19 protein-coding genes and 1 pseudogene are annotated in these 20967 nt (G+C 71.9%); 9 read left to right on the plus strand and 11 right to left on the minus strand.

The features are described from left to right. Positions 1–217 precede the first annotated feature (217 nt). A pseudogene (locus ACFVFQ_RS31155) lies at positions 218–376 on the plus strand (IS1380 family transposase); the annotation flags it as partial. 52 nt (positions 377–428) lie between these two features. Here the strand turns inward: ACFVFQ_RS31155 and ACFVFQ_RS31160 are convergent. After that, positions 429–656 carry a hypothetical protein gene (locus ACFVFQ_RS31160; protein WP_383422519.1) on the minus strand — a complete coding sequence of 76 codons (228 nt, stop codon included), beginning with the start codon at positions 654–656 and terminating at the stop codon, positions 429–431. A gap of 255 nt (positions 657–911) precedes the next feature. Further along, positions 912–1865: a LysR family transcriptional regulator gene (locus ACFVFQ_RS31165; protein ID WP_383422461.1), complete on the minus strand. Its 954-nt coding sequence runs from the start codon at positions 1863–1865 to the stop codon at positions 912–914. Between the two features lie 75 nt (positions 1866–1940). Between ACFVFQ_RS31165 and ACFVFQ_RS31170 the strand changes: the two genes are divergently transcribed. After that, on the plus strand, positions 1941–2945 hold the full coding sequence (locus tag ACFVFQ_RS31170) for a DMT family transporter (RefSeq protein WP_383422463.1): 1005 nt from the start codon (positions 1941–1943) through the stop codon (positions 2943–2945). Positions 2946–3418: 473 nt separating this feature from the next. On the opposite strand, the gene ACFVFQ_RS31175 is transcribed toward ACFVFQ_RS31170, so the two are convergent. Then, entirely contained in the window at positions 3419–4750 is a 1332-nt protein-coding gene (locus ACFVFQ_RS31175; RefSeq protein WP_383422465.1) for an aminotransferase class I/II-fold pyridoxal phosphate-dependent enzyme, read from the minus strand. Positions 4751–4785: 35 nt separating this feature from the next. Here ACFVFQ_RS31175 and ACFVFQ_RS31180 point away from each other — a divergent pair, with 35 nt between their 5' ends. Both ACFVFQ_RS31180 and ACFVFQ_RS31185 read left to right on the plus strand, forming a co-directional pair. Next, entirely contained in the window at positions 4786–5454 is a 669-nt protein-coding gene (locus tag ACFVFQ_RS31180; RefSeq protein WP_383422467.1) for a pyridoxamine 5'-phosphate oxidase family protein, read from the plus strand. 9 nt (positions 5455–5463) lie between these two features. Further along, entirely contained in the window at positions 5464–6141 is a 678-nt protein-coding gene (locus tag ACFVFQ_RS31185; protein WP_383422469.1) for an FMN-binding negative transcriptional regulator, read from the plus strand. Between the two features lie 130 nt (positions 6142–6271). Here ACFVFQ_RS31185 and ACFVFQ_RS31190 read toward each other — a convergent pair whose 3' ends face one another. Continuing rightward, positions 6272–6838 carry a hypothetical protein gene (locus ACFVFQ_RS31190; RefSeq protein WP_383422471.1) on the minus strand — a complete coding sequence of 189 codons (567 nt, stop codon included), beginning with the start codon at positions 6836–6838 and terminating at the stop codon, positions 6272–6274. A gap of 81 nt (positions 6839–6919) precedes the next feature. Here ACFVFQ_RS31190 and ACFVFQ_RS31195 point away from each other — a divergent pair, with 81 nt between their 5' ends. Further along, on the plus strand, positions 6920–7534 hold the full coding sequence (locus ACFVFQ_RS31195; protein ID WP_383422473.1) for a helix-turn-helix domain-containing protein: 615 nt from the start codon (positions 6920–6922) through the stop codon (positions 7532–7534). Between the two features lie 285 nt (positions 7535–7819). Here the strand turns inward: ACFVFQ_RS31195 and ACFVFQ_RS31200 are convergent, their stop codons facing one another. The 3 genes from ACFVFQ_RS31200 to ACFVFQ_RS31210 all read right to left on the minus strand — a co-directional run bounded on the left by ACFVFQ_RS31200 (position 7820) and on the right by ACFVFQ_RS31210 (position 10807). Next, entirely contained in the window at positions 7820–8815 is a 996-nt protein-coding gene (locus ACFVFQ_RS31200; RefSeq protein ID WP_383422475.1) for a DMT family transporter, read from the minus strand. Positions 8816–9056: 241 nt separating this feature from the next. Then, a complete protein-coding gene (locus ACFVFQ_RS31205; RefSeq protein WP_383422476.1) occupies positions 9057–10172 on the minus strand; it encodes a DMT family transporter in 1116 nt (371 codons plus the stop codon). Between the two features lie 101 nt (positions 10173–10273). Then, positions 10274–10807 (minus strand): Clp protease N-terminal domain-containing protein, encoded by a 534-nt coding sequence (locus tag ACFVFQ_RS31210; protein WP_383422477.1) that lies wholly within the window; start codon positions 10805–10807, stop codon positions 10274–10276. A 422-nt stretch (positions 10808–11229) separates the two neighbouring features. On the opposite strand from ACFVFQ_RS31210, the gene ACFVFQ_RS31215 reads away from it, so the two are divergent. Next, positions 11230–11658 (plus strand): SRPBCC family protein, encoded by a 429-nt coding sequence (locus ACFVFQ_RS31215; protein ID WP_383422479.1) that lies wholly within the window; start codon positions 11230–11232, stop codon positions 11656–11658. Between the two features lie 51 nt (positions 11659–11709). On the opposite strand, the gene ACFVFQ_RS31220 is transcribed toward ACFVFQ_RS31215, so the two are convergent. Continuing rightward, the gene (locus ACFVFQ_RS31220; protein ID WP_383422481.1) at positions 11710–12333 is read right to left on the minus strand and encodes a PadR family transcriptional regulator; all 624 of its coding nucleotides are present in this window, start codon (positions 12331–12333) and stop codon (positions 11710–11712) included. Between the two features lie 187 nt (positions 12334–12520). Between ACFVFQ_RS31220 and ACFVFQ_RS31225 the strand changes: the two genes are divergently transcribed. Beyond that, positions 12521–13342 (plus strand): PhzF family phenazine biosynthesis protein, encoded by an 822-nt coding sequence (locus tag ACFVFQ_RS31225; RefSeq protein ID WP_383422483.1) that lies wholly within the window; start codon positions 12521–12523, stop codon positions 13340–13342. A 68-nt stretch (positions 13343–13410) separates the two neighbouring features. On the opposite strand, the gene ACFVFQ_RS31230 is transcribed toward ACFVFQ_RS31225, so the two are convergent. After that, positions 13411–14247, minus strand: a complete 837-nt coding sequence (locus tag ACFVFQ_RS31230) for a CPBP family intramembrane glutamic endopeptidase (protein WP_383422485.1) — start codon at positions 14245–14247, stop codon at positions 13411–13413. 352 nt (positions 14248–14599) lie between these two features. Continuing rightward, on the minus strand, positions 14600–16156 hold the full coding sequence (locus ACFVFQ_RS31235) for a glutamate-cysteine ligase family protein (protein ID WP_383422487.1): 1557 nt from the start codon (positions 16154–16156) through the stop codon (positions 14600–14602). Positions 16157–16720: 564 nt separating this feature from the next. Between ACFVFQ_RS31235 and ACFVFQ_RS31240 the strand changes: the two genes are divergently transcribed. Next, the gene (locus ACFVFQ_RS31240; protein ID WP_383422489.1) at positions 16721–17305 is read left to right on the plus strand and encodes a hypothetical protein; all 585 of its coding nucleotides are present in this window, start codon (positions 16721–16723) and stop codon (positions 17303–17305) included. Between the two features lie 343 nt (positions 17306–17648). Further along, the gene (locus tag ACFVFQ_RS31245; protein ID WP_342456969.1) at positions 17649–17855 is read left to right on the plus strand and encodes a DUF5999 family protein; all 207 of its coding nucleotides are present in this window, start codon (positions 17649–17651) and stop codon (positions 17853–17855) included. A 93-nt stretch (positions 17856–17948) separates the two neighbouring features. Here ACFVFQ_RS31245 and gcvP read toward each other — a convergent pair whose 3' ends face one another. Next, positions 17949–20834 (minus strand): aminomethyl-transferring glycine dehydrogenase, encoded by a 2886-nt coding sequence (gene gcvP, locus ACFVFQ_RS31250; RefSeq protein WP_383422491.1) that lies wholly within the window; start codon positions 20832–20834, stop codon positions 17949–17951. Positions 20835–20967 lie beyond the last annotated feature (133 nt).

A 20967-nucleotide genomic window follows, 5' to 3' on the forward strand; every position in this document is an offset into this window, starting at 1 on the left:
CCGCCCCCGGCCGGCCCACCAGCAACGCTGGCAGACCCACCGGGGGCGGGCCTAGGGTGGTGCACCACCCCGGACACCACCCCGAACGCCAGCCCCTGCACGGCCATCGTGTCCGCCCACGACGATGGTGGCGGCCGAACCCCGTCACATGACCCATCGGACACTGCCTGGGTGCAATACCGATGACTTTGTGCGGTGTGGGTCGTTGGGTGTGCCCTGGCCGACAGATATGCGGATCATCCGCAAGGAACGCCCGCGTCCCGGCGCCCAGTTGAGCCTCACCGACGTCGGCGGCAACCGGCTGACCTGCTTCGCGACCAACACCAAAGGCGGCCAGCTCGCCGACCTCGAACTGCGCCATTGCAGGCGGGCCCGACATAAACTGACGGGCCCTCAAAATTATTCGAGGCTAGGAGTGTCCAGGGGAGTCACCCCTTTCTCAGCCTGCCCTGGCCGTCGTAGAAGTTGCCTCCGCGCTGGCGGAGTCTGCCCTCGGAGTCGTAGAAGTGCTCGCCAGGCCCCCTGAGGCGTCCCTGGAAATCGTAGTAGTGCTCGCCAACCCTCCTGAGTCTCCCCTGGCCGTCGTAAAATTGAGAGCTCCCTGGGCTCCTCAACCGCCCTTTGCCGTCGTAGTAGTTCTCGCTCGTCGAGTACACGAGGCCCCCTTCAGTCCGTTCCCCTCGCTTACACGGATTCTGTCAGAGGGGAGCAACACCCTTATTTGAGAGGGAGTGTGCGACCCGTGACCGCTGCGCACAGCGGTCACGGATCAAGTACACAGGAAATCGCCGAGCGTCGCGGCTTCGCAGGGAGGGAGGAGGGGGTGGACGGGGCGAGGGGGAAGCCCCAAAGCGGCGCGCATCCCCCGCCACCCCACCCAACTCCCCCACCCACCCCGCCCCACAAACCACCTACACCCCACGCCCCGCCCCCGCCGAACGCCCCCCTTCCGCCCCCATCCCCGCCTCCACGCGTTCGCCGGCCTTCCGAAGCGCCTCCACGACCGCCCGGATCGAGGGTCGACGATCCGCGTCCGCGCGCCAGATCGCGTAGACATGGCGCCGCATCGGGTCACGCACCGGCACCACGCTCACCCCGTCCGGCACCGGCCCACGTCCCAACCGCGGCGCGACCGCAACGCCCAACCCCGCCGCGATCAGGGCAAGCTGGGTGTGGTGCTCCTCTGCCAGGTGCGAGATGCGCGGCTCGACGCCCTTGCTCCGCAGCGTGAACATCAACCAGTCATGGCAGAACTCCGCCTGCGGCCAGGAAATCCACTCGTCGTCCGCGAACTCCTCCAGTTCCACGTACCGGCGCCCGGCCAACGGGTGATCCGACGGCATCGCCACATCCGAGGGATCGTCGAGCAACGGCGCCTTCGCCAGCCCTTCGGGCACGGGCAGCGGCCGGTTGTACCAGTCGAGGACGACGGCCACATCGACATCGCCCCGCACCACGCCACGCACCGACTCGTCCGGCTCCAACTCGCGCAGCCTCGGGCGAAGTTGCGGGTGTTCGGCACGCAGTGCCACGAGCGCAGCGGGGAAGAGCCCACGCGCCGCCGTCGGGAAGGCGCCCATCCGCAGCTCGCCCACCGGCTGCCCGCGATGCGCTTCCAACTCGGCCTGCGCCAGCTCCACCTGGGACAGGATGCGCCCCGCATGATCGGCGAGCAACCGTCCGGCATCGGTGAGCCGGACCCCTCGCCCGTTCTTCGCCAGCAGTTGCTGCCCGGTCTCGCGCTCCAGCTTGGCGATCTGCTGCGAAACCGCCGAGGTCGTCACGTGGAGCCCTTCGGCAGCCGCGCTGACCGAACCGTGTCGGGCGATCGCGGACAAGGTCCGGAGGCGATCAAGGTTCAACATATAAGCAATGCTAAGCGATACCAGCCAGCAATTCTCACTTGTGCTACGAATTTGCTTCGCTGCATCGTAGACGCCATGAGCACCACCACCGAGGCGTCCACCAGATCCGCCCCAGCCCCCACCCCCTCACCCGCAGCCACAGCCGCACCCGCCGACCACCGGGGCACCTCGCGCTCCCACCCGGGGAGGCCCGCGCCGCGCCGCACCACCGCCTGGCAGGTGCGTTTCGCCCTCCTCTGCCTGGTCTGGGGCTTCAGCTTCCTCTTCATCAAACTGGGCACCGAGGGGTTCGCGCCGCTCCAAGTCACCCTGGGCCGGGTGGCGTTCGGCGCGCTGGTACTGCTGGTGTTCCTCGCCGTCAAGCGCGAACGGCTCCCCCGCTCCGCCCGCACCTGGGGACACCTCATGGTCGCCGCGTTCCTCCTCAACGCGCTTCCGTTCTCCCTCTTCGCGTACGCCGAGCTGACCATCCCCTCCACCTTGGCCAGCATCTGCAACGCCACCTCGCCGCTGTGGGGCATGCTGCTGTCGATCGTGGCGCTCTCGGAGGACCGGCCCACCCGGCGCCGCGTCGCCGGCCTCGGCCTGGGATTCCTCGGCGTGCTCACCGTCCTCGGCGCCTGGCAGGGCTTCTCCGGGGTCGACCTGACGGGCACCGCCATGGCGCTGGGCGCCTCACTGAGCTACCCCATCGGCTGGATCTACGTCCGCCGCACCCTCGCCCGGGACCAGCATTCGCATCTCGCCATGTCCAGCACCCAACTGCTGCTCGCCACTCTCCAACTGGCCGTCGTCACCGCACTGTTCACCCCGATGCCGACCGCGTTCCCACTCGTCCCCGTACTGGCCGTCTTCGGCCTGGGCGCACTGGGCACCGGCGTCGCCTTCCTCCTGCAATACGGCTTGGTTGCGGAGGTCGGGCCCACCACGGCCCAGATGGTCACCTACTTCATCCCCGTCATCGCCACCGCGGCCGGCGTGGCGCTCCTCAACGAGCACCTCACCTGGAACACGCCCGTCGGCGCCCTCATCGTCCTGGCAGGCGCGGCCCTCACCCAGAGCAAGTCCCGCACCCCGTAACCGTCCACGAGCGCCGCCTCGACGCAGCCCCCCGGCCTAGCCGGACAGGGGCGAGCCCAACCAAGCCGAGCCGAGCCGACCGAGGCGACCGAGGCGACCGAGCCCGCAAAAGCCGAAACCGGCAGTCCTCAATCCGGCACCGCGCCTACCACCCAACCCCCGGCCCTCTCCCGGGGGTTAACGCTTTCCCACTCCCCTCAGGCACCCCTCTCCTACACCTGCCCCACCCCCGCCCCAACGTGAGCCCACCTCCACACCCCCTCACCATCGCCCCGCCTGCGCCCGCCCGCTTGACCACCAGCCATCGCCCTCGGCCTCGGCGCCACACCTCTCCTTTCCCCTCCCCCCGGGGTCTCCCCCATCCCACCCGCCCACCACCACCTCACCTACGCCCGCACTCCCCACCCACCGCCGCCCACTCCACCCCCAACCTCCCTACGACACCCAGCGCCCACCGCCCCGCCCCCGCCCCCTCACTCATACCGCCGCGCCTCGCCCACCCCCCTGGCCTCGGCGACCGCGTCGGCGAGGGGCAGGGTGTCGTCGGCGGTGAGGCCGGAGACCGTGATCCGGATACCGGGGGGTGACTGCATGCGGAACCGGGCCCCGGGGGCGACCGCCCAGCCGGAGTGCAGGAGGCGGGCCACCGCGCCGGTCTCGTCGGGGACCGGTACCCAGACGTTCATCCCGCTGCGGCCGTGGGCCTGCACCCCGCGCTGCTCCAGGGCCGCTATGAGCGCGTCGCGACGCTCGTCGTAGGCGGCGGCGATCGCGGCGGGGTCGATCGCGGACGTTCTCCAGAGGTGGACGACGGCGTGTTGGAGCAGGTGGCTGACCCAGCCGGGGCCGAGGCGCTGACGTCCTCGGACCCGGTCGACGGTGACGGTGTCGCCGGTGAGGGCGGCCAGGCGCAGGTCGGGGCCGTATGCCTTGGCCGTCGAACGGACCAGGACCCAGTGGTCGGTGACGCCGGAGAGGCGGTGCAGCGGGAGATCGACTATGCCGTGGCCGTGGTCGTCCTCGATGAGGAGCACTCCGGGGTGCGCAGCCAGGAGGGTGCGGAGCTCGGCGGCGCGGGGGGCGCTGATGGCGGCGCCCGTGGGGTTCTGCGCGCGGTCGGTGACGACCACCGCGCGGACCCCTTGCTTCAGAGCCGCCGCCAGCCGGTCGGGCATCGGGCCGTCGTCGTCCACACCCACGGGGACAGGGCGCAGGCCGAGCGCCGGGATGAGGTCCAACAGGCTTCCCCAGCCCGGGTCTTCGACCGCCACCGCGTCGCCGGGGCGCAGGTGTGCCGCGAGGACGCGCTCGATGGCGTCGAGCGAACCGCTGGCGACGGCGATGGGGCCTTCGGGCAACCCGGCACGGAGGAAGGCGGCTCGGGCGAGCGCTTCGAAGTCGTCGTCGATGGCGGGCATGCCGTAGAGGACGGGGCGCCGTGCGTTGCGCGCGGCGGCTTCGGCGAGCGCTGCTCCAAGGGAGGGCAGCAGGGCCGGATCGGGGTTGCCATCCGCGACATTCCGGACGCCGGGTGGCGCCACCACCCGCACCGCCTCGCGTGAGGTGCTGGCGGGTCGGGGGCGGACTCGACTGCCGCGTCGACCGGCCGTCTCGATCACTCCGCGGTCACGGAGCGTGCGGTACGCGGCCGCGACCGTGTTGGGATTCACCTCCAGATAGACGGCCAACTCCCTTAGCGGGGGTAGGACTTCGCCTGGTTGGAGCTCGCCCGCACCGACGGCTCGCTCAACACTTGCGGCAATTTCCGATGCGCGCCGCCCTTCGATCCGATACTCTCCTAGCACAAAGCTGATTATGCACTAGTGCAATGGAGTTGGCAATGACCGAGGGAAAGTCTTTCGCCGCGACGGACCGCACCGTCCCCACCCGGGCCCGGGAGCGTGCCAGCTATGACGAGGCGACGGTGCACGCGATCCTCGACGAGGGCTACGTCTGCCACCTCGGCTTCGTCCGCGACGGCGCCCCGGTCGTCCTGCCCACCCTCTACGCCCGGGTCGACGACCACCTCTACCTCCACGGTTCGACCGGTTCGCGCCCGCTGCGGATGACCGGCGAGCAGGGCACCGACCCCGGCCTCCCGGTCTGCGTCACCGTCACCCACGTCGACGGCCTGGTCCTCGCCAGGTCCGCGTTCCACCACTCGATCAACTACCGCAGCGTCGTCGTCCACGGCACCGCCCACCAGGTCACCGACCCGGACGAGAAGACGGCCGCGCTCGACGCCCTCGTCGAGCACGTCCTGCCCGGCCGCGCCGCGGACTCCCGCCCCGCCAACGCCAAGGAGTTGGCCGCGACGGCGGTGATCCGCCTCGATCTGCGCGAGGTCTCCGCGAAGATCCGCACCGGCGGCCCCAGCGACGAGCCCGAGGACCTCGAACTGCCCTACTGGAGCGGCGTACTCCCGGTCTCCCCCGTGTACGGCGCGCCGATAGCGGCCGACGACCTCGCTCCCGGCATCCCCGCGCCGGACTACCTCTCCGCCCGCTGAGGAGCCCCGATGCTCATCCACCCCTGGGACGCCCCCACCGACGACGCCGAATGGCAGGAGTGGCTGGCCGCACACGACTTCGGGCAGCTCGCCGTCAACGGCTCCCCCGGCGAGCCTCCGTGGGTCCAGCCGCTGCACTTCGCCTACGACCCCACACACCGCGAGGCCGTCACCCACCTCGCCCGTCCGAACCCCATCTGGTCCGCCCTGCAGGACCAACCGACGGTCCTGCTCAGCGTCGTCGACGACTACACCTTCATCCCCGGCCCCTGGCAGGCGAACGAGGACCAGCCGCCCGAGCACGGCGTCCCCACCAGCTTCTACGCGGCGGTCCAACTCGTCTGCACCGCACACGTGGTGGACGACCTGGATGCCAAGGCCACGCTGTTGCAGCACCAGATGGCGCACTTCCAGCCGGACGGCGGCTCGGCACCGGTCGTCGCCGGCGAGGCCCCCTACGGGCGGCAGCTGCCCGGCATCCGTGGACTGCGCCTCGAAGTGCACGACATACGGGCGAAGTTCAAGTACGGCGGCAAGCGGAGCGAGACGGTCCAGCACCGCATCTCGGAACGTCTCGCCGACCGGAACGGCCCCGGCGACGCCGCGGCCCGCCGCCACCAACTGCGCCGCCTCGCGGCCACCCGCGGCGCCGCACCCACGACGGACGGGCCGGACACACAGCGATAGGCGATTCAGGTTCGGTCCGTGCCGCACCGACCTGGCCTGGCCTGGCCCCCAGGAGCGCCCCCGACGAGTGCCCCCGGAGAGCGGCCCACTCCCCGGGGCACCCGTCCCCCCTCTTCGCCCACCCCTCCCGTCAGCACCCCGCGACGGCCAGCGCCTGGCGGCCCGTCACGGCCCCCGATGGATCGGTGCTCACCCAGCCGTCCTCGTTGCGGGCGCAGCCGAGTTCGGTGAGCAGGGCATCCCGCGGCACCACGTAGACCGCGGTGCGCGGCACCACACGCCCCTCGGCGAGTTCGACGCCGCGCAGCCGGTCGTCCTCGATCACCAGCCATGTGCCCAGCGCCCCGAGCGGCTGGTCGCGCGCCTCGTAGCCGTGGCAGTGCGGGCAGTGCAGCAGGTCCCGGCCCCAGCGCTCCCGTATTCCGGGGATATCGGGGAGTTTGTCGCGCAGCCCGGTGGCACCCGGCCGCGGCGGGCGCGGAGCTCGGAGCCGCCCGCGAGCCGCACGCCGAGGTCGGGGGTGAGCCCGGTGACGCGCCCGGTGATGATCTCGGCCCCGTAGAGGGCCAGTTCGGCCCGGCCGACCTCCAGGGTCCCGGTCCGCCTCGCGGGCCGCTACGCCCTCGCGGTGCGCCGCGGCCGCTTGGTTCGTGTCGCTCTCCGGCCCCGCCTCGGGGCGGTTGTTCGTCTCGCTCATCGCGATCACCTCCGCCCGCAGGCTGGGCCCCCGTCGCCGTATCAGCAATCTCTGTTGCCAGATGCGGGAACGAGCGGTGCAATGGGCGATGTGGAACACACTGCTGCCATCTCCCAGGCCCTCGCCGAGGTCGGCCCGCGTCTCAAGCGGTTGCGGACGGAGCGCGGCGTGACGTTGTCCGCCCTGGCGGAGGCCACCGGGATCTCGAAGAGCACCCTGTCCCGTCTGGAGTCCGGTTTGCGCCGTCCCAGTCTGGAGCTGCTGCTCCCGATCGCGCAGGCCCACCAGGTGCCCCTGGACGAGTTGGTCGGGGCGCCCGAGGTCGGCGATCCGCGGATCCGCTTGAAGCCGCGGCAGCTGCACGGTTCCACGGTGCTACCGCTGACCCGCCACCCGGGCCCGTTGCAGACGTTCAAGATGGTCATCCCGGCCGAACGCTGCGCCCCGGAGCCGTGCACACACGAGGGCTACGAGTGGCTGTATGTGCTGGCGGGGCGGCTGCGGTTGGTGTTGGCCGATCATGACCTGGTGATGGGGGCCGGCGAGGCCGCCGAGTTCGACACCCGGTTGCCGCACTGGTTCGGGAGCACCGGAGACGGGCCGGTGGAGGTGCTCAGCCTCTTCGGACGGCAGGGCGAGCGCATCCATGTGCGCGCCAAGCCCCGGTCGCGCGCGGCGGACGTCGACGAGCAGTGAGCGCGGGAGCGGGAGCGGGAACCGAGCGCGGAACGCCCCCAACTCGCCCGAGCATCAGCCCAGTTCGCCTACCCACCGTCTCGCCCGGGCCTTCCCTGCACACGGTTACGCCCGCGCACACGGTTACGCCCGCGCACACGCTTACGCCCGGGCGGACGGTGGACGCCCACGCCCTCTACGGGAACGCGTTCCGGCGGCCGGCCATACGGGTGCCACGGATCCCACAAACCCCACGGGCCCCCAGTTCCGGTAGCCCACGCCCCCGTAGGACCAGTCGCCCCACCGCTACCCCAGTTGACCGCGGACCCGACCCCGCTCTCGGCGTCGGCCCCGGCCGCCGCCCCACGCCTCGGTCACCGCGAGCCCCCCGACGGCCGTCAGCAGGACCGTGGTGCCGGCCACCGTCGCCGCGGTGAGTCGTTCACCGAGGAACAGCACCGCGATGGCCGCCGCCGAGACCGGTTCGATCAGGGAGACCACCGAAGCGGTCGCGGCCCGTACGGCGGCCAGGCCGGCGAAGTAGAGGCCGTAGGCGAGGGCGGTGGGAACGGCCGCGATGTAGCCGAGCAGCAACAGACTGCGACCCAGGGCATGGGCGTACGGCCAGAGGCCCTCGGCTGCGGCGAGGGGCAGCAGGCACAGCGCGCTGGCCGCGAACGCGCCGGCCGTCGAGGCGTAGGGATCGCTGCCGCCGCCCCGGCCGAGTCGGCGGGTGGTCAGGGTCAGCACCGCGCAGCCGGCGGCGGAGAGCAGGGCGTAACCGACGCCGGCCGGGCGGACGGTGGCGGTGCCCTCCCCGCCGAGGACGAGGACGAGCAGGCCCGCCAGTGCCCCGGCGACGGCCAAGATGCCGCCGGTGCCCAGCCGTTCGCCCATGGTGAGGCGCGCTCCGACGGCGATGAGGACGGGGCCGGCGCCCATGGTGACGACGGTGCCGACGGCCAGGCCGGTGGCCTCCACCGAGGCGAAGTAGGCGGCTTGGAAGACGGCGAGGGCGAGGCCGGTGACCGCGACCCGCGCGGCGCGGCGGCGGAGCGGCTCGACGGGGAGCGGGGTGGCTCCGTGCGCGGCGCTGGTGCGGTGCCGCCGCACCGCCCGTACGGCGAGCAGGAGCAGGAGGCCGCCGAAGGTGCGCCAGAAGGTGAGGGCTACGGGGCCGAGTCCGCTGCCCCGGTAGAGGAGGGCGGCGGCCGCGCCGGCGGTGCCCCAGGCGGTGGCGGCGAGCGAGACGTAGGCCAGCCCCCGGCCCACGGGCAGGGCGGAGTGAGGTGTGGTGTGCATGGGAGGTGTGCTCCGGGAAATCCATGGCGGCGCGCCGCGCCGCTCAGTGGTCGCGTGGTCCCGTATGCGGGCAACGTCGACCGGCTCGGGGCTCAGCCCGGGCCGGGATTTCCTCGGTGGTCGCCGCCCGCTCTAGGCGGCCGGCGGGGAGAGCACAGTCGAATACATGATCGTGAGCCTATGTCGTGGGCGAATCGGCCGGCAAGCCCTCCACAGGCGGCGCCCGGCGAGCTGTTGGCCGCTAAGAGCCCTTGGTACGCAGCGCGTTGGGGGTGGTGTCGGCCTCCGTGACGGGTGTTCCTCCGGAGGCCACGGTGACGGTGCCGCTCCCGTCCCCTTCGGCCGCCGGCCTGGCCGACTGCGCGATGAAGGCACCGATCAGGACCACCGTGCCGCCGGCGATCTGCACCGCGGAGAGGTGTTCGCCGAGCAGCACCCAGGCGAGGACGGTGGCGATCACCGCCTCCAGACAGGCGACGACGCCGGCGACCTGCGGGGAGAGCCGCCGGACCGACACCACGCCAGTGAGGTACGCGACGACCGTGGCGACCAACACGATCCAGGCGAGCAGCAACACGGCGGGTACCGCGACGCCGTTGAGCTCCGCGGTGCCACGCAGCACCGCCCAGTGCATGCTCCAGGGGCGGGCGACAAGGGTGAGCACGACCGCGCCGATCAGCAGGCCGTAGGCGATCACGCCGAGCGGGTCCGGTGCCGCGTCGGCGTCGCCGTCCGTGCCGTGGTCGGACAGGACGAAGTAGCCGACCTGGCAGCAGGCGGCGCCGAGGGCGAGGGCCAGGCCGAGGGGGTCGAGGCTGAGCCCGGACCACACCTCGACGACGCAGGCCAGACCGCCGACGGCCAGCACCACGCCGAGCGCGGCGGCGCGGGTCACGGGCCGCTTCTGTACGAAGCGCACCCACCCCAGGACCAGGGCGGGGGCGAGGTATTCGATGAGCAGCGCGACGCCGACGGGGATGCGGGAGAGCGCGGCGAAGTAGCAGGCCTGGACGCCGGCGACGGCCAGCAGGCCGAAGCCGACGAGGAGTGCGGGCCGGCGGCGCGGCAGATCGCGGTGGCGCCAGGCGATGGGGAGCATCACCAGCGCGGCGCCGGCCACCCGCAGCCAGGTGACGTGCAGCGGTTCGAGGCCGGCGGTGATCAGCGGCTTGGCGGCGACGCCGGAACCGCCGAACGCGAGCGCCGAGAGCAGGGCGATGCCGAGCCCCGCGCCGCGCCCGGTGGGACGGGCGGCGTCCGGGCCGACGGCGGCCGGCTGTTGGGTCCCCCGGGACGCGGAGGTTCCCTGGACCTGGCCGGTCACCTGACCCGCCGAACTCCCCGATGAGGCGTGCATCGGGTCATCATGACAGCCGTGATCAGCAGCGTCATCCCTCAACGCCCCTGTCTCACAAGGCGATACGGGCAGCGGGTGAGGGCGGTGTGGGGCCGGGTCAGTCAGACCGGTTCGGGACGCTGATCGCCGTCGAGGCGGGCGGCGAGCCGGGTGGTGTCCACGGATGCGCGGCGCAGGACCTCGACGGCCCGGGATTCGGGGTCGTCCACGAGGGCGGCGAGGAGGTCGAGGCAGCCGGCGCGGGTCTCATAGCGGGTGTGGGCGCGGTCGAGCGCGCCGTCCATCGCGGCGGCCGCGGCCGGCGACCATCCGGGGACGCCGCCCTCGCCGACCATGGGGACCGCGCCGGAGTCCTCGACGGTGCCGTGCCATTGCAGGCCGTAGCCGATGCTTCGCTGGACGAGATAGCCGAGCAGCCGGGCGACCTGGGTGCCGTCCTCGAAGACCTCGCGTACCGCGGGGTCCCACTCCAGGAGCCCATGCAGCAGGTGCGCGGTGTCGACCTGCCGGTCGCCGTCGCGGGTGGCCCGTCTGCGGGCAGCGGAAACCACCGACGCCAGCTCCACGGTGAGCAGGCTGTCGGGGTGTTCCTGGGCGGAGCGGTCCCCACCGCTGTACGCAGTACGGTTTTGCACAGCCCCACCCCACCAGTCCGCAAAGGCCGGAGCATCCCCGGCGGGAAGCATTTACGCATCCCACCCTGGTTGGGGAAGCCCACACACGATCTCATCCTTACGGAGGATTTGCGGAGGGATCATGAAGGTCGGACCTTCCGCCCCATACGGGTACAGCCCCCTCTCCCACAGCCTGCCGACACGCCTCCGTTCACCTAGGTCAACGACCCAACCACACCGAAGAACCTGCCTCGGGTCCAGCAGCGCCGCCCCGACGCCCCACGCCCCGACGTCCCACACGCCGACGCCTCAGACAACAGCCCGACGCCCGGCGCGAGAACTGACTCCCCGTCAGCAATTTCGAACCGCCCCCTTGCACCTTCACCCCCACCCCACTACGTTCCGCGCACCAGTCAGGACGCCGTCACCGAAGGGGTGCCCGCATGGCCGATGTCACCGCCCAGGCCCGGATCGAGGCACCGACCGAGAAGGTCTGGGGTCGGCTCACCGACTTCGACTCCTACGGGCAGTGGAACGCCACCCACACCGACTTCCCACACGGCGGCCCACACCCCCTGGAGGTGGGCGCGACGTACGCGGAGAACATGAAGCTGATGGGCTTCCCGGCGGAAGTGGCCTGGACCGTGCGCGAGTTGGAACCGGGCCGACTGCTCTCCGTGCGCGGCAAGGGGCCGATGGGCGTCAGCCTCGGCATGCGCTATCAACTGACGCCGGACGACGGGGCGACCTCGGTCCGGATCGACGGCTCCTTCACCGGCGCCGCGGTCTCCCTGATGGCGACCAAGCTCAAGGACTCGGCGAGCGCCGCGCTGGAGGAGTCCCTGCGCAAGCTGGCCGGCCTGGTGACCTGAGCCGCCGGGGTGGCGGCACCCTCCGGCACCGCCGCCCCTCCGCTTCGCGCCTCAGTCCTCCTCGGCGAGGATCAGATACAGCTCCTTGCGGGCCTTGTTGACCACCGCCATGGCCTTCTCCCGCTGCTCGGGACTGCCGGTGGCCCACACCTGACGGAACGCCTCGACCAGGCCACCGCCCGCCTTGCGTATCTCGTTCATCGCCTCCCAGTCGACGCCGCGGCCGGCGTCCTCCCAGGGGGCGTCGGAGCCGCCCTCCGCCTCGGCGCGCCCCTCGTCGGTCAGCGAGAACAGCTTCTTGCCACCCTCGCTGGCGCTGGTGATCAGCCCCTCGTCCTCCAGCAGTTGGAGGGTCGGGTAGACGGAGCCGGGGCTGGGCTTCCACGCCCCGCCGCTGCGCTCGGCTATCTCCTGGATCATTTCGTAGCCGTGCATCGGGCGGTCCTTCAGCAGCGCCAGTATCGAGGCGCGCACATCGCCGCGCCGGGCCCGGCCGCGCGGCCCCCCGCGCCCTCGACCACCCCCGAAGGGTGGGCCTCCAAAGGGCGGGCCGAAGCCGCCGAAGGCGGAGCGGCGACGCTCGAAGCCGCCGAACTCCCCGCGCTCACCGCGGCGTCCGGGCCCGTAGTTCTCGTGCCGGTGCTCACGTCCGTGCTCGTATCCCTGGGAACGCATGGTGCGCCCTCCTTCTCGTCGTCGGTGCATCACGCACGTTCTGTCGCTCGCCATCGCTGACCGATCGCGATGCCTCAACGATATATCGAGAGTGTTCGACGAACAAGAGTCCGCATGAAATTTCCGGGTCCAATTCCCTGGGATTGGCCTTGGCCTGCGGCTTTGCCCGCGCCTAGGCTCCGGGGCCATGAGGATCCGCATCGTCGACGCCTTCACCGACCGTCCGTTCGCCGGCAACCCCGCGGGGGTCGTCCTGCTCGACGCCGACGCCTTCCCCGAAGACGGCTGGCTCCAGCACGTCGCCACCGAGGTCAACCTCTCCGAAACCGCCTTCGCCCACCCGCTGCCTCCGGGCGACGACGCCGACTGGGCGCTCCGCTGGCTCACCCCGACCGCCGAGGTCACCATGTGCGGGCACGCCACCCTGGCCACCGCACACGTGCTGCGCACCACGGGCACGGCCACCGGCACCGTCCGCTTCCGCACCCGCAGCGGCGTGCTGATCACCACCGTCGACGGCGGCGGCTCGATCACCATGGACTTCCCCACCGCCCCGCTGACCCCCGTGGACGTGCCGGAAGCCGTCACCCGGGCGCTCGGCGCCGAGATCCGCTCCGCCCACGACACCGGCCCCAACGTCGGCGACCTGCTGGTCGAGCTGGCCGACGAGAAGTCCGTGCGCGCCCTGTCACCGGACCTGCCGCTGCTGGCCGGGCACGGCGGACGGGGCGTAATCGCCACCGCCCGCGCCGAAGACCCCGACGGCGGCTACGACTTCGTCTCCCGCGGCTTCTTCCCCTGCGTGGGCATCGACGAGGACCCGGTCACCGGTAGCGCGCACACCGCGCTCGCTCCCTTCTGGTCGGCGCGCCTGGGCCGCGCCAACCTGGTCGGCCGCCAGGGCGGCGCCCGGACCGGGCTCGTCCGCACCGAACTGCGCGGCGAGCGCACGCTGTTGACCGGCTCGGCGGTGACCGTCATCGACGGCGAACTGCTCGCCACCGCCTGACGCCGCCCCGGTACGGCACGGGGCGGGGCCACCAGGCCGCCCGCCCCGTATTCCGGCTTCCCGCCCGCTCACGCCGTGGGCAGCCAGGACACGTGCCCCGCCAGCAGCGCGTAGCCCAGGAACGCCACGATGTCGATCAGCGCGTGCGCCGCGACCAGCGGCCCGACCCGGCCCCAACGCCGGTACACCAGGGCGAAGATCACGCCCATCACCATGTTGCCGAAGAAGCCGCCGATGCCCTGGTAGAGGTGGTAGGAACCGCGCAGCACCGAACTGGCGGCCACCGCCGCCCAGGGCGCCCAGCCCAACTGCCCCAGCCGGCGCAGCAGATAGCCGACGACGATGACCTCTTCCAGGACGGCGTTCTGCACCGCGGAGGCGATCAACACCGGGATCTTCCACCACACTTCGGGCAGCGCCTCGGGCACCACCGTCAAGTTGGCGCCGGCCGCCCGCGCCCCCAGGTAGAGCAGCAGCCCGCTGCCCCCGATGAGCGCGGCCAGTCCGACGCCCGTCCCCAGGTCGAAGCCGGGCCGCCGCCGGTCGAAGCCGATGGCGCGCAGTCCGCCGACCCGCTCCCGGAGCAGCAGATGGGCCACCAGCACGACCGGGACCAGGGCCGTCGCGATCCCGAACAGCTGCCAGGCCAGGTCCAGCCAGGGCCGGCCAGGCGCGTGCGAGGCGTTGAGCGTCGCCGCCTGGTGTTTGAGCCCGCCGGGTTTGGTCAGCGACCCGACGAAACTGATGAGCGCGGAGACCGCGCTGGCCCCCAGGGAAAGCGCCAGGACGATCAGCGTCTCGTTGCGCAGCACGCTCCGGGCCGGCTCCTCGGCCGTCGCCACGGGGCGCCCCGAGCCGTCGCCCGGAACATCGGCGTCCGCCACGGGACTTGCATCCGACTGCAAAGGTTCCTCCACTTCCGCGGTACCGCCTCTCCACCACCGTCGCCCCACCAGGGTCCCGAAAGCGGGTACGAAGATCGCGCGCGACAGGCCGGCGGGCGCCCTCCCTGAGGAACGCCCGCCCGCATCGATCCCTATGGAGGCCCGGGCCGGACCGCCGCATATCAGGAGAGGCGCTACCGCATGAGACGTCTCAGCTTGCCCGACGGCTCCACACCGCACCGAACGGGGTCCCCCGGCGCCCGCCCACCGGGTCGACGCCCCGCTGCAGATCCACACAGGGCCCGCACGGCCATCAGGACAGCGGGCAGCCACGGCCGCGCCAAACGGGCCGGCGCGACAAGACCCACCGGCCCTACGGGACGCTTCCCTCCGCCGCCGTACGCCGCTGCGCCGGCACCCCGGCCCTGCCTATGGGCCACGCCACCGGCCAGGTATGCACCGGCTCGCCGGTGTGCATCAGCTCGCTGTAGCGCCGGGTCATCGCGGCCAGCGCGGCGTCCCGGTCCAGACCCTGCCGGCGCGCGTGGTGGAACGCCGCGGCCTGCCAGGACGCCCCGTTGACCCGCCGTGCGCAGCGCTCCTCGATGATGCCCAAATAGTGGTCGCGGTCGGCCACTTCGACGCCCCAGGCGTCCAGCCCGGCGGCCGCCAACGGCAGCAGTTCCTGCTGGACCAGGCGCACGGCGGGGATCTCGGTGACGCCACCGACCCGACCGGGGCGGGGCCAGCGGAGGGTGGCGTCGATGCCGTGCCGGCAGGCGGCGTCGAAGTTGGCGGCCGCGGCCCGGAACGGCAGCCGGCTCCATACGGGGCGCGGCTGTTCGGCCAGCGCGCGCACCAGGCCGTAGTAGAAGGCGGTGTTGGCGATGACGTCGGCGACGGTGGGGCCGGCCGGCAACACCCGGTTCTCGACCCGGAGGTGCGGGACACCGTCGGCGACCGCGTAGACGGGGCGGTTCCAGCGGTAGATGGTGCCGTTGTGCAGCACCAGTTCGGCGAGGTCGGGCACGCCGCCCTCGTCGAGGACGCGCAACGGTTCCTCGGGCCCGCACAGCGGCAGCAGCGGCGGGAAGAAGCGCAGGTTCTCCTCGAAGAGGTCGTAGGCGGAGTCCACCCAGCGCTCGCCGAACCAGGTGCGCGGCCGCACCCCTTGGGCCTGGAGTTCGGGGGCGCGGGTGTCGGTGGCCTGTTGGAAGACCGGCGGCCGCGACTCCCGCCACAGCTCCCGCCCGAACAGGAACGGGGAGTTGGCGCCGACGGCTATCTGGACGGCGGCGATCGCCTGGGCCGCGTTCCAGACGGCGGCGAAGCGACCTGGTGTCACCTGGAGGTGCAGTTGGACGGAGGTACAAGCGGCCTCGGGGGCGATCGACGGGGAGCGGGTGACCAGGTGGTCGACGCCCCGGATGTCGATGACGAAGTCCTCACCGCGGGCAGCCCGCATCTGGTCGTTGAGCAGCACATAGCGGTCGTTGGCGGAGAGGCTGGCGGCAGTGAGGTCCTCGGCGTTCAGGGTGGGCAGGATGCCGATCATGACGATGCGGGCGGCGGCCTCGCGGGCCTTTCGCTCCGCGTAGCCGAGCCCGGTGCGCAGCTCCTCGGCGAGCTGGTCCATTACCCGTCCGGACAGGCGGTGCGGGGTGATGTTGACCTCTAGATTGCACTGGGCGAGTTCGGTCTGGAAATCGCCGCTGGCGATCTTTTCGAGGACCTGCGAGTTCAGCATCCGGGGCAGTCCGTCGGCGCCCGCGAGATTGAGCTCGATCTCCAGTCCCATGAGATTCTTGGGGCGGTCGAACCGCTTCTCCACCAGGAGCCGATGCAATCCCTCAAGACAGTCGTGCAGCTTTCTTCGATAGCGCTCCCGATCCGCCAGGTCGTTCCCGTCGGCGGCGACCTTCTCCCCCATCGGCGGGTCCCTCCTAGAGTGAACGGCCCGCGGCCACGGGCTGTGTGGCGCCGCGTCCCTGGCACCCCGGGGCACGGGCTACGGTCGATGATGCCCGGCAATCTGATCGATAACGCGTCAGGGGCATGCCGGGACCACTAGGCTCGCAGGGGCACGCACCCGGCATTTTCCGCCGGCATATCTCGCGGGCCAACGCCGTCCGCATTTCGCTCGTCAAAAACACCGACGGGTTCCGGCCTACCGCGCCGACGAGGAATTACGAGGCGACTTCTCGCATTTCCCGCACAAAGCGGCGAAAATCGCCCTGAGCAGCAGTCCGGATTCCGTCTTGCCGGAAATCCGCAAGGCGGGTAGTCGAAACACTTCCAGAACAAATGTCGTATAAACTTCGCAGACGAGGCAGAGATTTGGCGCCCAGCACGGCGGCGTGCGCCCCGGTGCCCCGGCACCGCGGCCGACCCGTCGTCCCCCACGCTCCGGTCGGTCAGGCTCTGACCCGCCCGCAGACAGCGCCGTCCGCACCGCCGCGCTCCACCGTGTCTCCGAAGTGAGAGGCGACCCGCCATGCCGCTGCACGTTCCCCCCGCTCCCGCGCCCGCCCTGCGCAGCATCCTCACCGCCCTCAGCTCCCCCAGCGCCGTCCGCGAGGCCCCGGCCACCGCGCTCCGCACCCACCAGGGGCCGTTGAGCCCCGATCACCCGCTGGCCATCCACGTGTGGGACGACGTCAGCCAGGCCGGCCCGCCGCGCACCCGCCTCGTCGGCTGGCGCTTCCTGGTCCGCGGCGGTGGCCGTGCGGTGGCCGCCGCCGAGGCCCGGCTCACCGCGGACGGCTGGGCGTTCTCGCACTTCTGCGACGGCCCCTACGTCGCCGCGACCGAAAGGGCCCTGGTGCAGGCCGAATCGCTCACCGCGCCCTACCAGCCGCGGCTGCTCTCCGTGCCGGAGCTGTACATGCTCACCCTGTGGCTGCACCACGACCTCTCCGCGGACGGCGCCGCCGGGCTGCCCGCCCCCGGTGACCTCCTGGTGCCGCTGGCCCCCGCCCCGCCCGGGATCGCCTCCCACCTCCCGCAGCGGGTCGCCGATCTGCTGCCCCGGCTTACCCTCCGGCTGGGCCCGGCGCCCCTGTTGCGCGAGCCGGCCTGACCGTTCGCGCGCACTTCCGACCACACTCGATCAGGACCGAGGAAGCACCACCCCGCGCGCCCGCCCTGCTCCCGTGCGCCCCGTGACCGCCCCGGCCGCGGGGCGCACCACGTCATCCGCCCCCTGCCCGCCGCTAGCGCGCCAATCCCCAAAGCGGCAGGCTCACTTGGGAGCAACCGCCCGCACGGGTGACACGTCCGTATCGAGTGAGTACCGCTGCTGCGAAATCCCTGCGGAATCCCTTCCGTAGGGCAAGACTGGGACCGACAGAAACGGGGGAGCGGCCATGAACACCACATCGAGCCGCACGACGTTCACCACTCCGCAGCGAAAGACAACTTCCATGTGCCAGCATCAACCACCATGCCCATCAGCCGACTCCACGGACCGGGAGGCCGCGCACCTGGTGGCGCACCACCCGGAGCAGGGCTGGAGCCTGCTGTGCAACGGTGTCCTGCTCTTCGAGGACACCGGTGAACTGCTGCCGGACGGGCAGGTCATCGCTCCGCACCGACCGCTCGGCGCTCCTCGGGTCACCGCCGCCGCCTGATCTTCCGCGGCCACCCGGCACGTACACCAGGGCCCCCGGCACATCCGCCGAGGGCCCTTTGATGTGGCCACCGGTCACCGGTGGCGGGGTCGATCAGACGTCGTACTCGTCCAACGGGGGGCAGGAGCAGACGAGGTTGCGGTCGCCGAAGGCGCCGTCGATCCGGCGCACCGGCGGCCAGTACTTGTCCGCGGCGCCGCCCCCGGCCGGGAAGACGGCCTCCTCGCGACTGTAGGGGTGGTCCCACTCGCCGCCCAGCGCGCCCGCGGTGTGCGGGGCGTTGCGCAGCGGGTTGTCGTCCTTGTCCCACTCCCCCGAGCCGACCTTGTCGATCTCCGCGCGGATGGCGATCATCGCGTCGCAGAACCGGTCGATCTCGGTCAGGTCCTCGCTCTCGGTCGGCTCGATCATCAGCGTGCCCGCCACCGGGAACGACATCGTCGGCGCGTGGAAGCCGTAGTCGATGAGCCGCTTGGCGACATCGTCGATGCTCACCCCGGTCGCCTTGGTCAGCGGCCGGACGTCGATGATGCACTCGTGGGCGACGAGCCCGCCGGGACCGGCGTAGAGCACCGGGTAGTGCGGCTCCAGGCGCTTGGCGATGTAGTTGGCCGACAGCACCGCGACCTGGGTGGCGCGCTTGAGCCCCTCACCACCCATCAGCCGGACGTACGCCCAGGAGATCGGCAGAATGCCGGCCGACCCCCAGGGAGCGGCCGAGATCGGCCCAACACCCGTGGCCGGACCCGCAGTCGGCTGGAGCGGGTGGTTGGGCAGGTACGGCGCCAGGTGGGCGCGGACGCCCACCGGGCCGACGCCGGGACCGCCACCGCCGTGCGGGATGCAGAACGTCTTGTGCAGGTTGAGGTGGGAGACGTCGCCGCCGAACTTCCCCGGCTCCGCCAGGCCGACCAGCGCGTTGAGGTTGGCGCCGTCCACGTAGACCTGACCGCCGGCCTCGTGCACCGCGGCGCAGATCTGCGTGATGTGCTCCTCGAACACCCCGTGCGTGGACGGGTAGGTGACCATCAGGACGGCCAACTCGTCGCGGTGCTTGGCGATCTTGGCGTGCAGGTCCTCGGCGTCCACCTCGCCGTCCTCGCCGGTCTTGACAACGACGACCTTCATGCCCGCCATCACGGCGCTGGCGGCGTTGGTGCCGTGCGCCGACGACGGGATCAGGCAGACGGTGCGCTGCTCGTCGCCGTTGGCCCGGTGGTAGGCGCGGACCGCGAGCAGACCGGCCAACTCGCCCTGGGAGCCGGCGTTGGGCTGGATGGACACCTTGGCGTAGCCGGTGATCGCGGCGAGCCGCTCCTCCAGCTCCTGGATGAGCGTGAGGTAGCCCTGCGCCTGGTCGGCCGGCGCGAAGGGGTGCAGCTGGCCGAACTCCGGCCAGGTGACCGGCTCCATCTCGGTCGTCGCGTTCAGCTTCATCGTGCAGGAGCCGAGCGGGATCATGCCGCGGTCCAGCGCGTAGTCCTTGTCGGCCAGGGTGCGCAGGTAGCGCAGCATGGCGGTCTCGGAGCGGTGCTGGTGGAAGACCGGGTGGGCAAGGTAGTCGTCGGTGCGCAGCAGGGGCTGCGGCAGGGCGTCGGCGACGGCCGCGTCCAGCGCGTCGATGTCGCCCCGGACGCCGAACGCGCCCCAGACGCCGGCCAATTGGGCGCGCCCGGTGGTCTCGTCACAGGCGATGCCGACGAGGTCGGCGTCGACCTGCCGGAGGTTGATACCGGCCTCGCGGGCGGCGGCGACGACCTCGGCCGCCCGACCGGGCACCCGCGCGGTGAGGGTGTCGAAGTAGGCGTCGTGGACGAGCTCGACACCGCCGTCCGTCAGCCCCTTGGCCAGGATCGCGGCGTACCGGTGGGTCCGCCGGGCGATGGTGCGCAGCCCCTCCGGACCGTGGTAGACGGCGTACATGCCGGCCATGACGGCGAGCAGCACCTGCGCGGTGCAGATGTTGCTGGTGGCCTTCTCGCGGCGGATGTGCTGCTCACGGGTCTGCAGCGCCAGCCGGTACGCCCTGGCGCCGTCGGCGTCCACCGAGACGCCCACCAGACGGCCGGGCAGGCTGCGGGCGTACTGCTCGCGAACGGCCATGTAGCCGGCGTGCGGACCGCCGAAGCCCATCGGGACACCGAAGCGCTGGGTGGTGCCGACCGCGATGTCCGCGCCGAGCTCACCGGGCGGGGTGAGCAGCGTCAGCGCCAGCAGGTCGGCGGCGACGGTGACGATCGCGCCCAGCTCGTGCGCCCGCTCGATGACCGCCCGCGGGTCGCGCACCGCACCGGATGCGCCCGGGTACTGCAGCAGCACGCCGAAGACGCCCCGCTCGGCGATCTCGTCCGGGATGCCGTCCGTGAGGTCGGCGACCACGACCTCGACGCCGGTCGGTTCGGCGCGGGTCTGGATCACGGCGACGGTCTGCGGCAGACAGTCCGCGTCAACGAGGAAGACGCCCTGCTTGACCTTGCCGACCCGGCGGGAGAGCGCCATCGCCTCCGCGGCGGCGGTGCCCTCGTCCAGGAGGGACGCACCGGAGGTCGGCAGTCCGGTCAGGTCGGCGACCATGGTCTGGAAGTTCAGCAGGGCCTCCAGACGACCCTGCGAGATCTCCGGCTGGTAGGGCGTGTAGGCCGTGTACCAGGACGGGTTCTCCATGACGTTGCGCAGGATCACCGGCGGGGTGAAGGTGCCGTAGTAGCCGAGCCCGATCATGGACGACAGGACCTGGTTGCGGTCGGCCAGGGCGCGCAGCTCTCCCAGCACCTCGGCCTCGGTGCGGCCCTGCGGCAGGCCGAGCGCCTCGGTGCTCTTGATCACGTCGGGGACGGCGACGGCGGTGAGCTCGTCCAGCGATCCGAAACCGACCTGCGCAAGCATCTTGGCCTGCGCCTCGTGGTCGGGGCCGATGTGCCGGTGCTCGAACGCGGTGCCGCGCTCCAGCTCGGACAGGGGGATGCGATTGGTGGTCATCGTGCGGGGGCCTCCTGGTCACTACGACCTACGAGGGGCACCACGGCGCTGGTGCCCGGACGGCCTCCCCCTCTGTCATCTCAACCTGAGAGCTTCACCGGCCCGCGGGCTGCGGAGCGGCTTTCACCGTCGG

This window comes from Streptomyces sp. NPDC057743 (assembly GCF_042798755.1).
Lineage (GTDB): Bacteria > Actinomycetota > Actinomycetes > Streptomycetales > Streptomycetaceae > Streptomyces.

What these genes read in the sequence shown, in the direction of transcription:
- ACFVFQ_RS31165 (WP_383422461.1), bottom strand. Translation starts at nt 1,865, where the DNA reads ATGTTGAACCTTGATCGCCTCCGGACCTTGTCCGCGATCGCCCGACAC.
- ACFVFQ_RS31170 (WP_383422463.1), top strand. Translation starts at nt 1,941, where the DNA reads ATGAGCACCACCACCGAGGCGTCCACCAGATCCGCCCCAGCCCCCACC.
- ACFVFQ_RS31180 (WP_383422467.1), top strand. Translation starts at nt 4,786, where the DNA reads ATGACCGAGGGAAAGTCTTTCGCCGCGACGGACCGCACCGTCCCCACC.
- ACFVFQ_RS31185 (WP_383422469.1), top strand. Translation starts at nt 5,464, where the DNA reads ATGCTCATCCACCCCTGGGACGCCCCCACCGACGACGCCGAATGGCAG.
- ACFVFQ_RS31190 (WP_383422471.1), bottom strand. Translation starts at nt 6,838, where the DNA reads ATGAGCGAGACGAACAACCGCCCCGAGGCGGGGCCGGAGAGCGACACG.
- ACFVFQ_RS31195 (WP_383422473.1), top strand. Translation starts at nt 6,920, where the DNA reads ATGGGCGATGTGGAACACACTGCTGCCATCTCCCAGGCCCTCGCCGAG.
- ACFVFQ_RS31200 (WP_383422475.1), bottom strand. Translation starts at nt 8,815, where the DNA reads ATGCACACCACACCTCACTCCGCCCTGCCCGTGGGCCGGGGGCTGGCC.
- ACFVFQ_RS31205 (WP_383422476.1), bottom strand. Translation starts at nt 10,172, where the DNA reads ATGCACGCCTCATCGGGGAGTTCGGCGGGTCAGGTGACCGGCCAGGTC.
- ACFVFQ_RS31215 (WP_383422479.1), top strand. Translation starts at nt 11,230, where the DNA reads ATGGCCGATGTCACCGCCCAGGCCCGGATCGAGGCACCGACCGAGAAG.
- ACFVFQ_RS31220 (WP_383422481.1), bottom strand. Translation starts at nt 12,333, where the DNA reads ATGCGTTCCCAGGGATACGAGCACGGACGTGAGCACCGGCACGAGAAC.
- ACFVFQ_RS31225 (WP_383422483.1), top strand. Translation starts at nt 12,521, where the DNA reads ATGAGGATCCGCATCGTCGACGCCTTCACCGACCGTCCGTTCGCCGGC.
- ACFVFQ_RS31235 (WP_383422487.1), bottom strand. Translation starts at nt 16,156, where the DNA reads ATGGGGGAGAAGGTCGCCGCCGACGGGAACGACCTGGCGGATCGGGAG.
- ACFVFQ_RS31240 (WP_383422489.1), top strand. Translation starts at nt 16,721, where the DNA reads ATGCCGCTGCACGTTCCCCCCGCTCCCGCGCCCGCCCTGCGCAGCATC.
- ACFVFQ_RS31245 (WP_342456969.1), top strand. Translation starts at nt 17,649, where the DNA reads ATGTGCCAGCATCAACCACCATGCCCATCAGCCGACTCCACGGACCGG.
- gcvP (WP_383422491.1), bottom strand. Translation starts at nt 20,834, where the DNA reads ATGACCACCAATCGCATCCCCCTGTCCGAGCTGGAGCGCGGCACCGCG.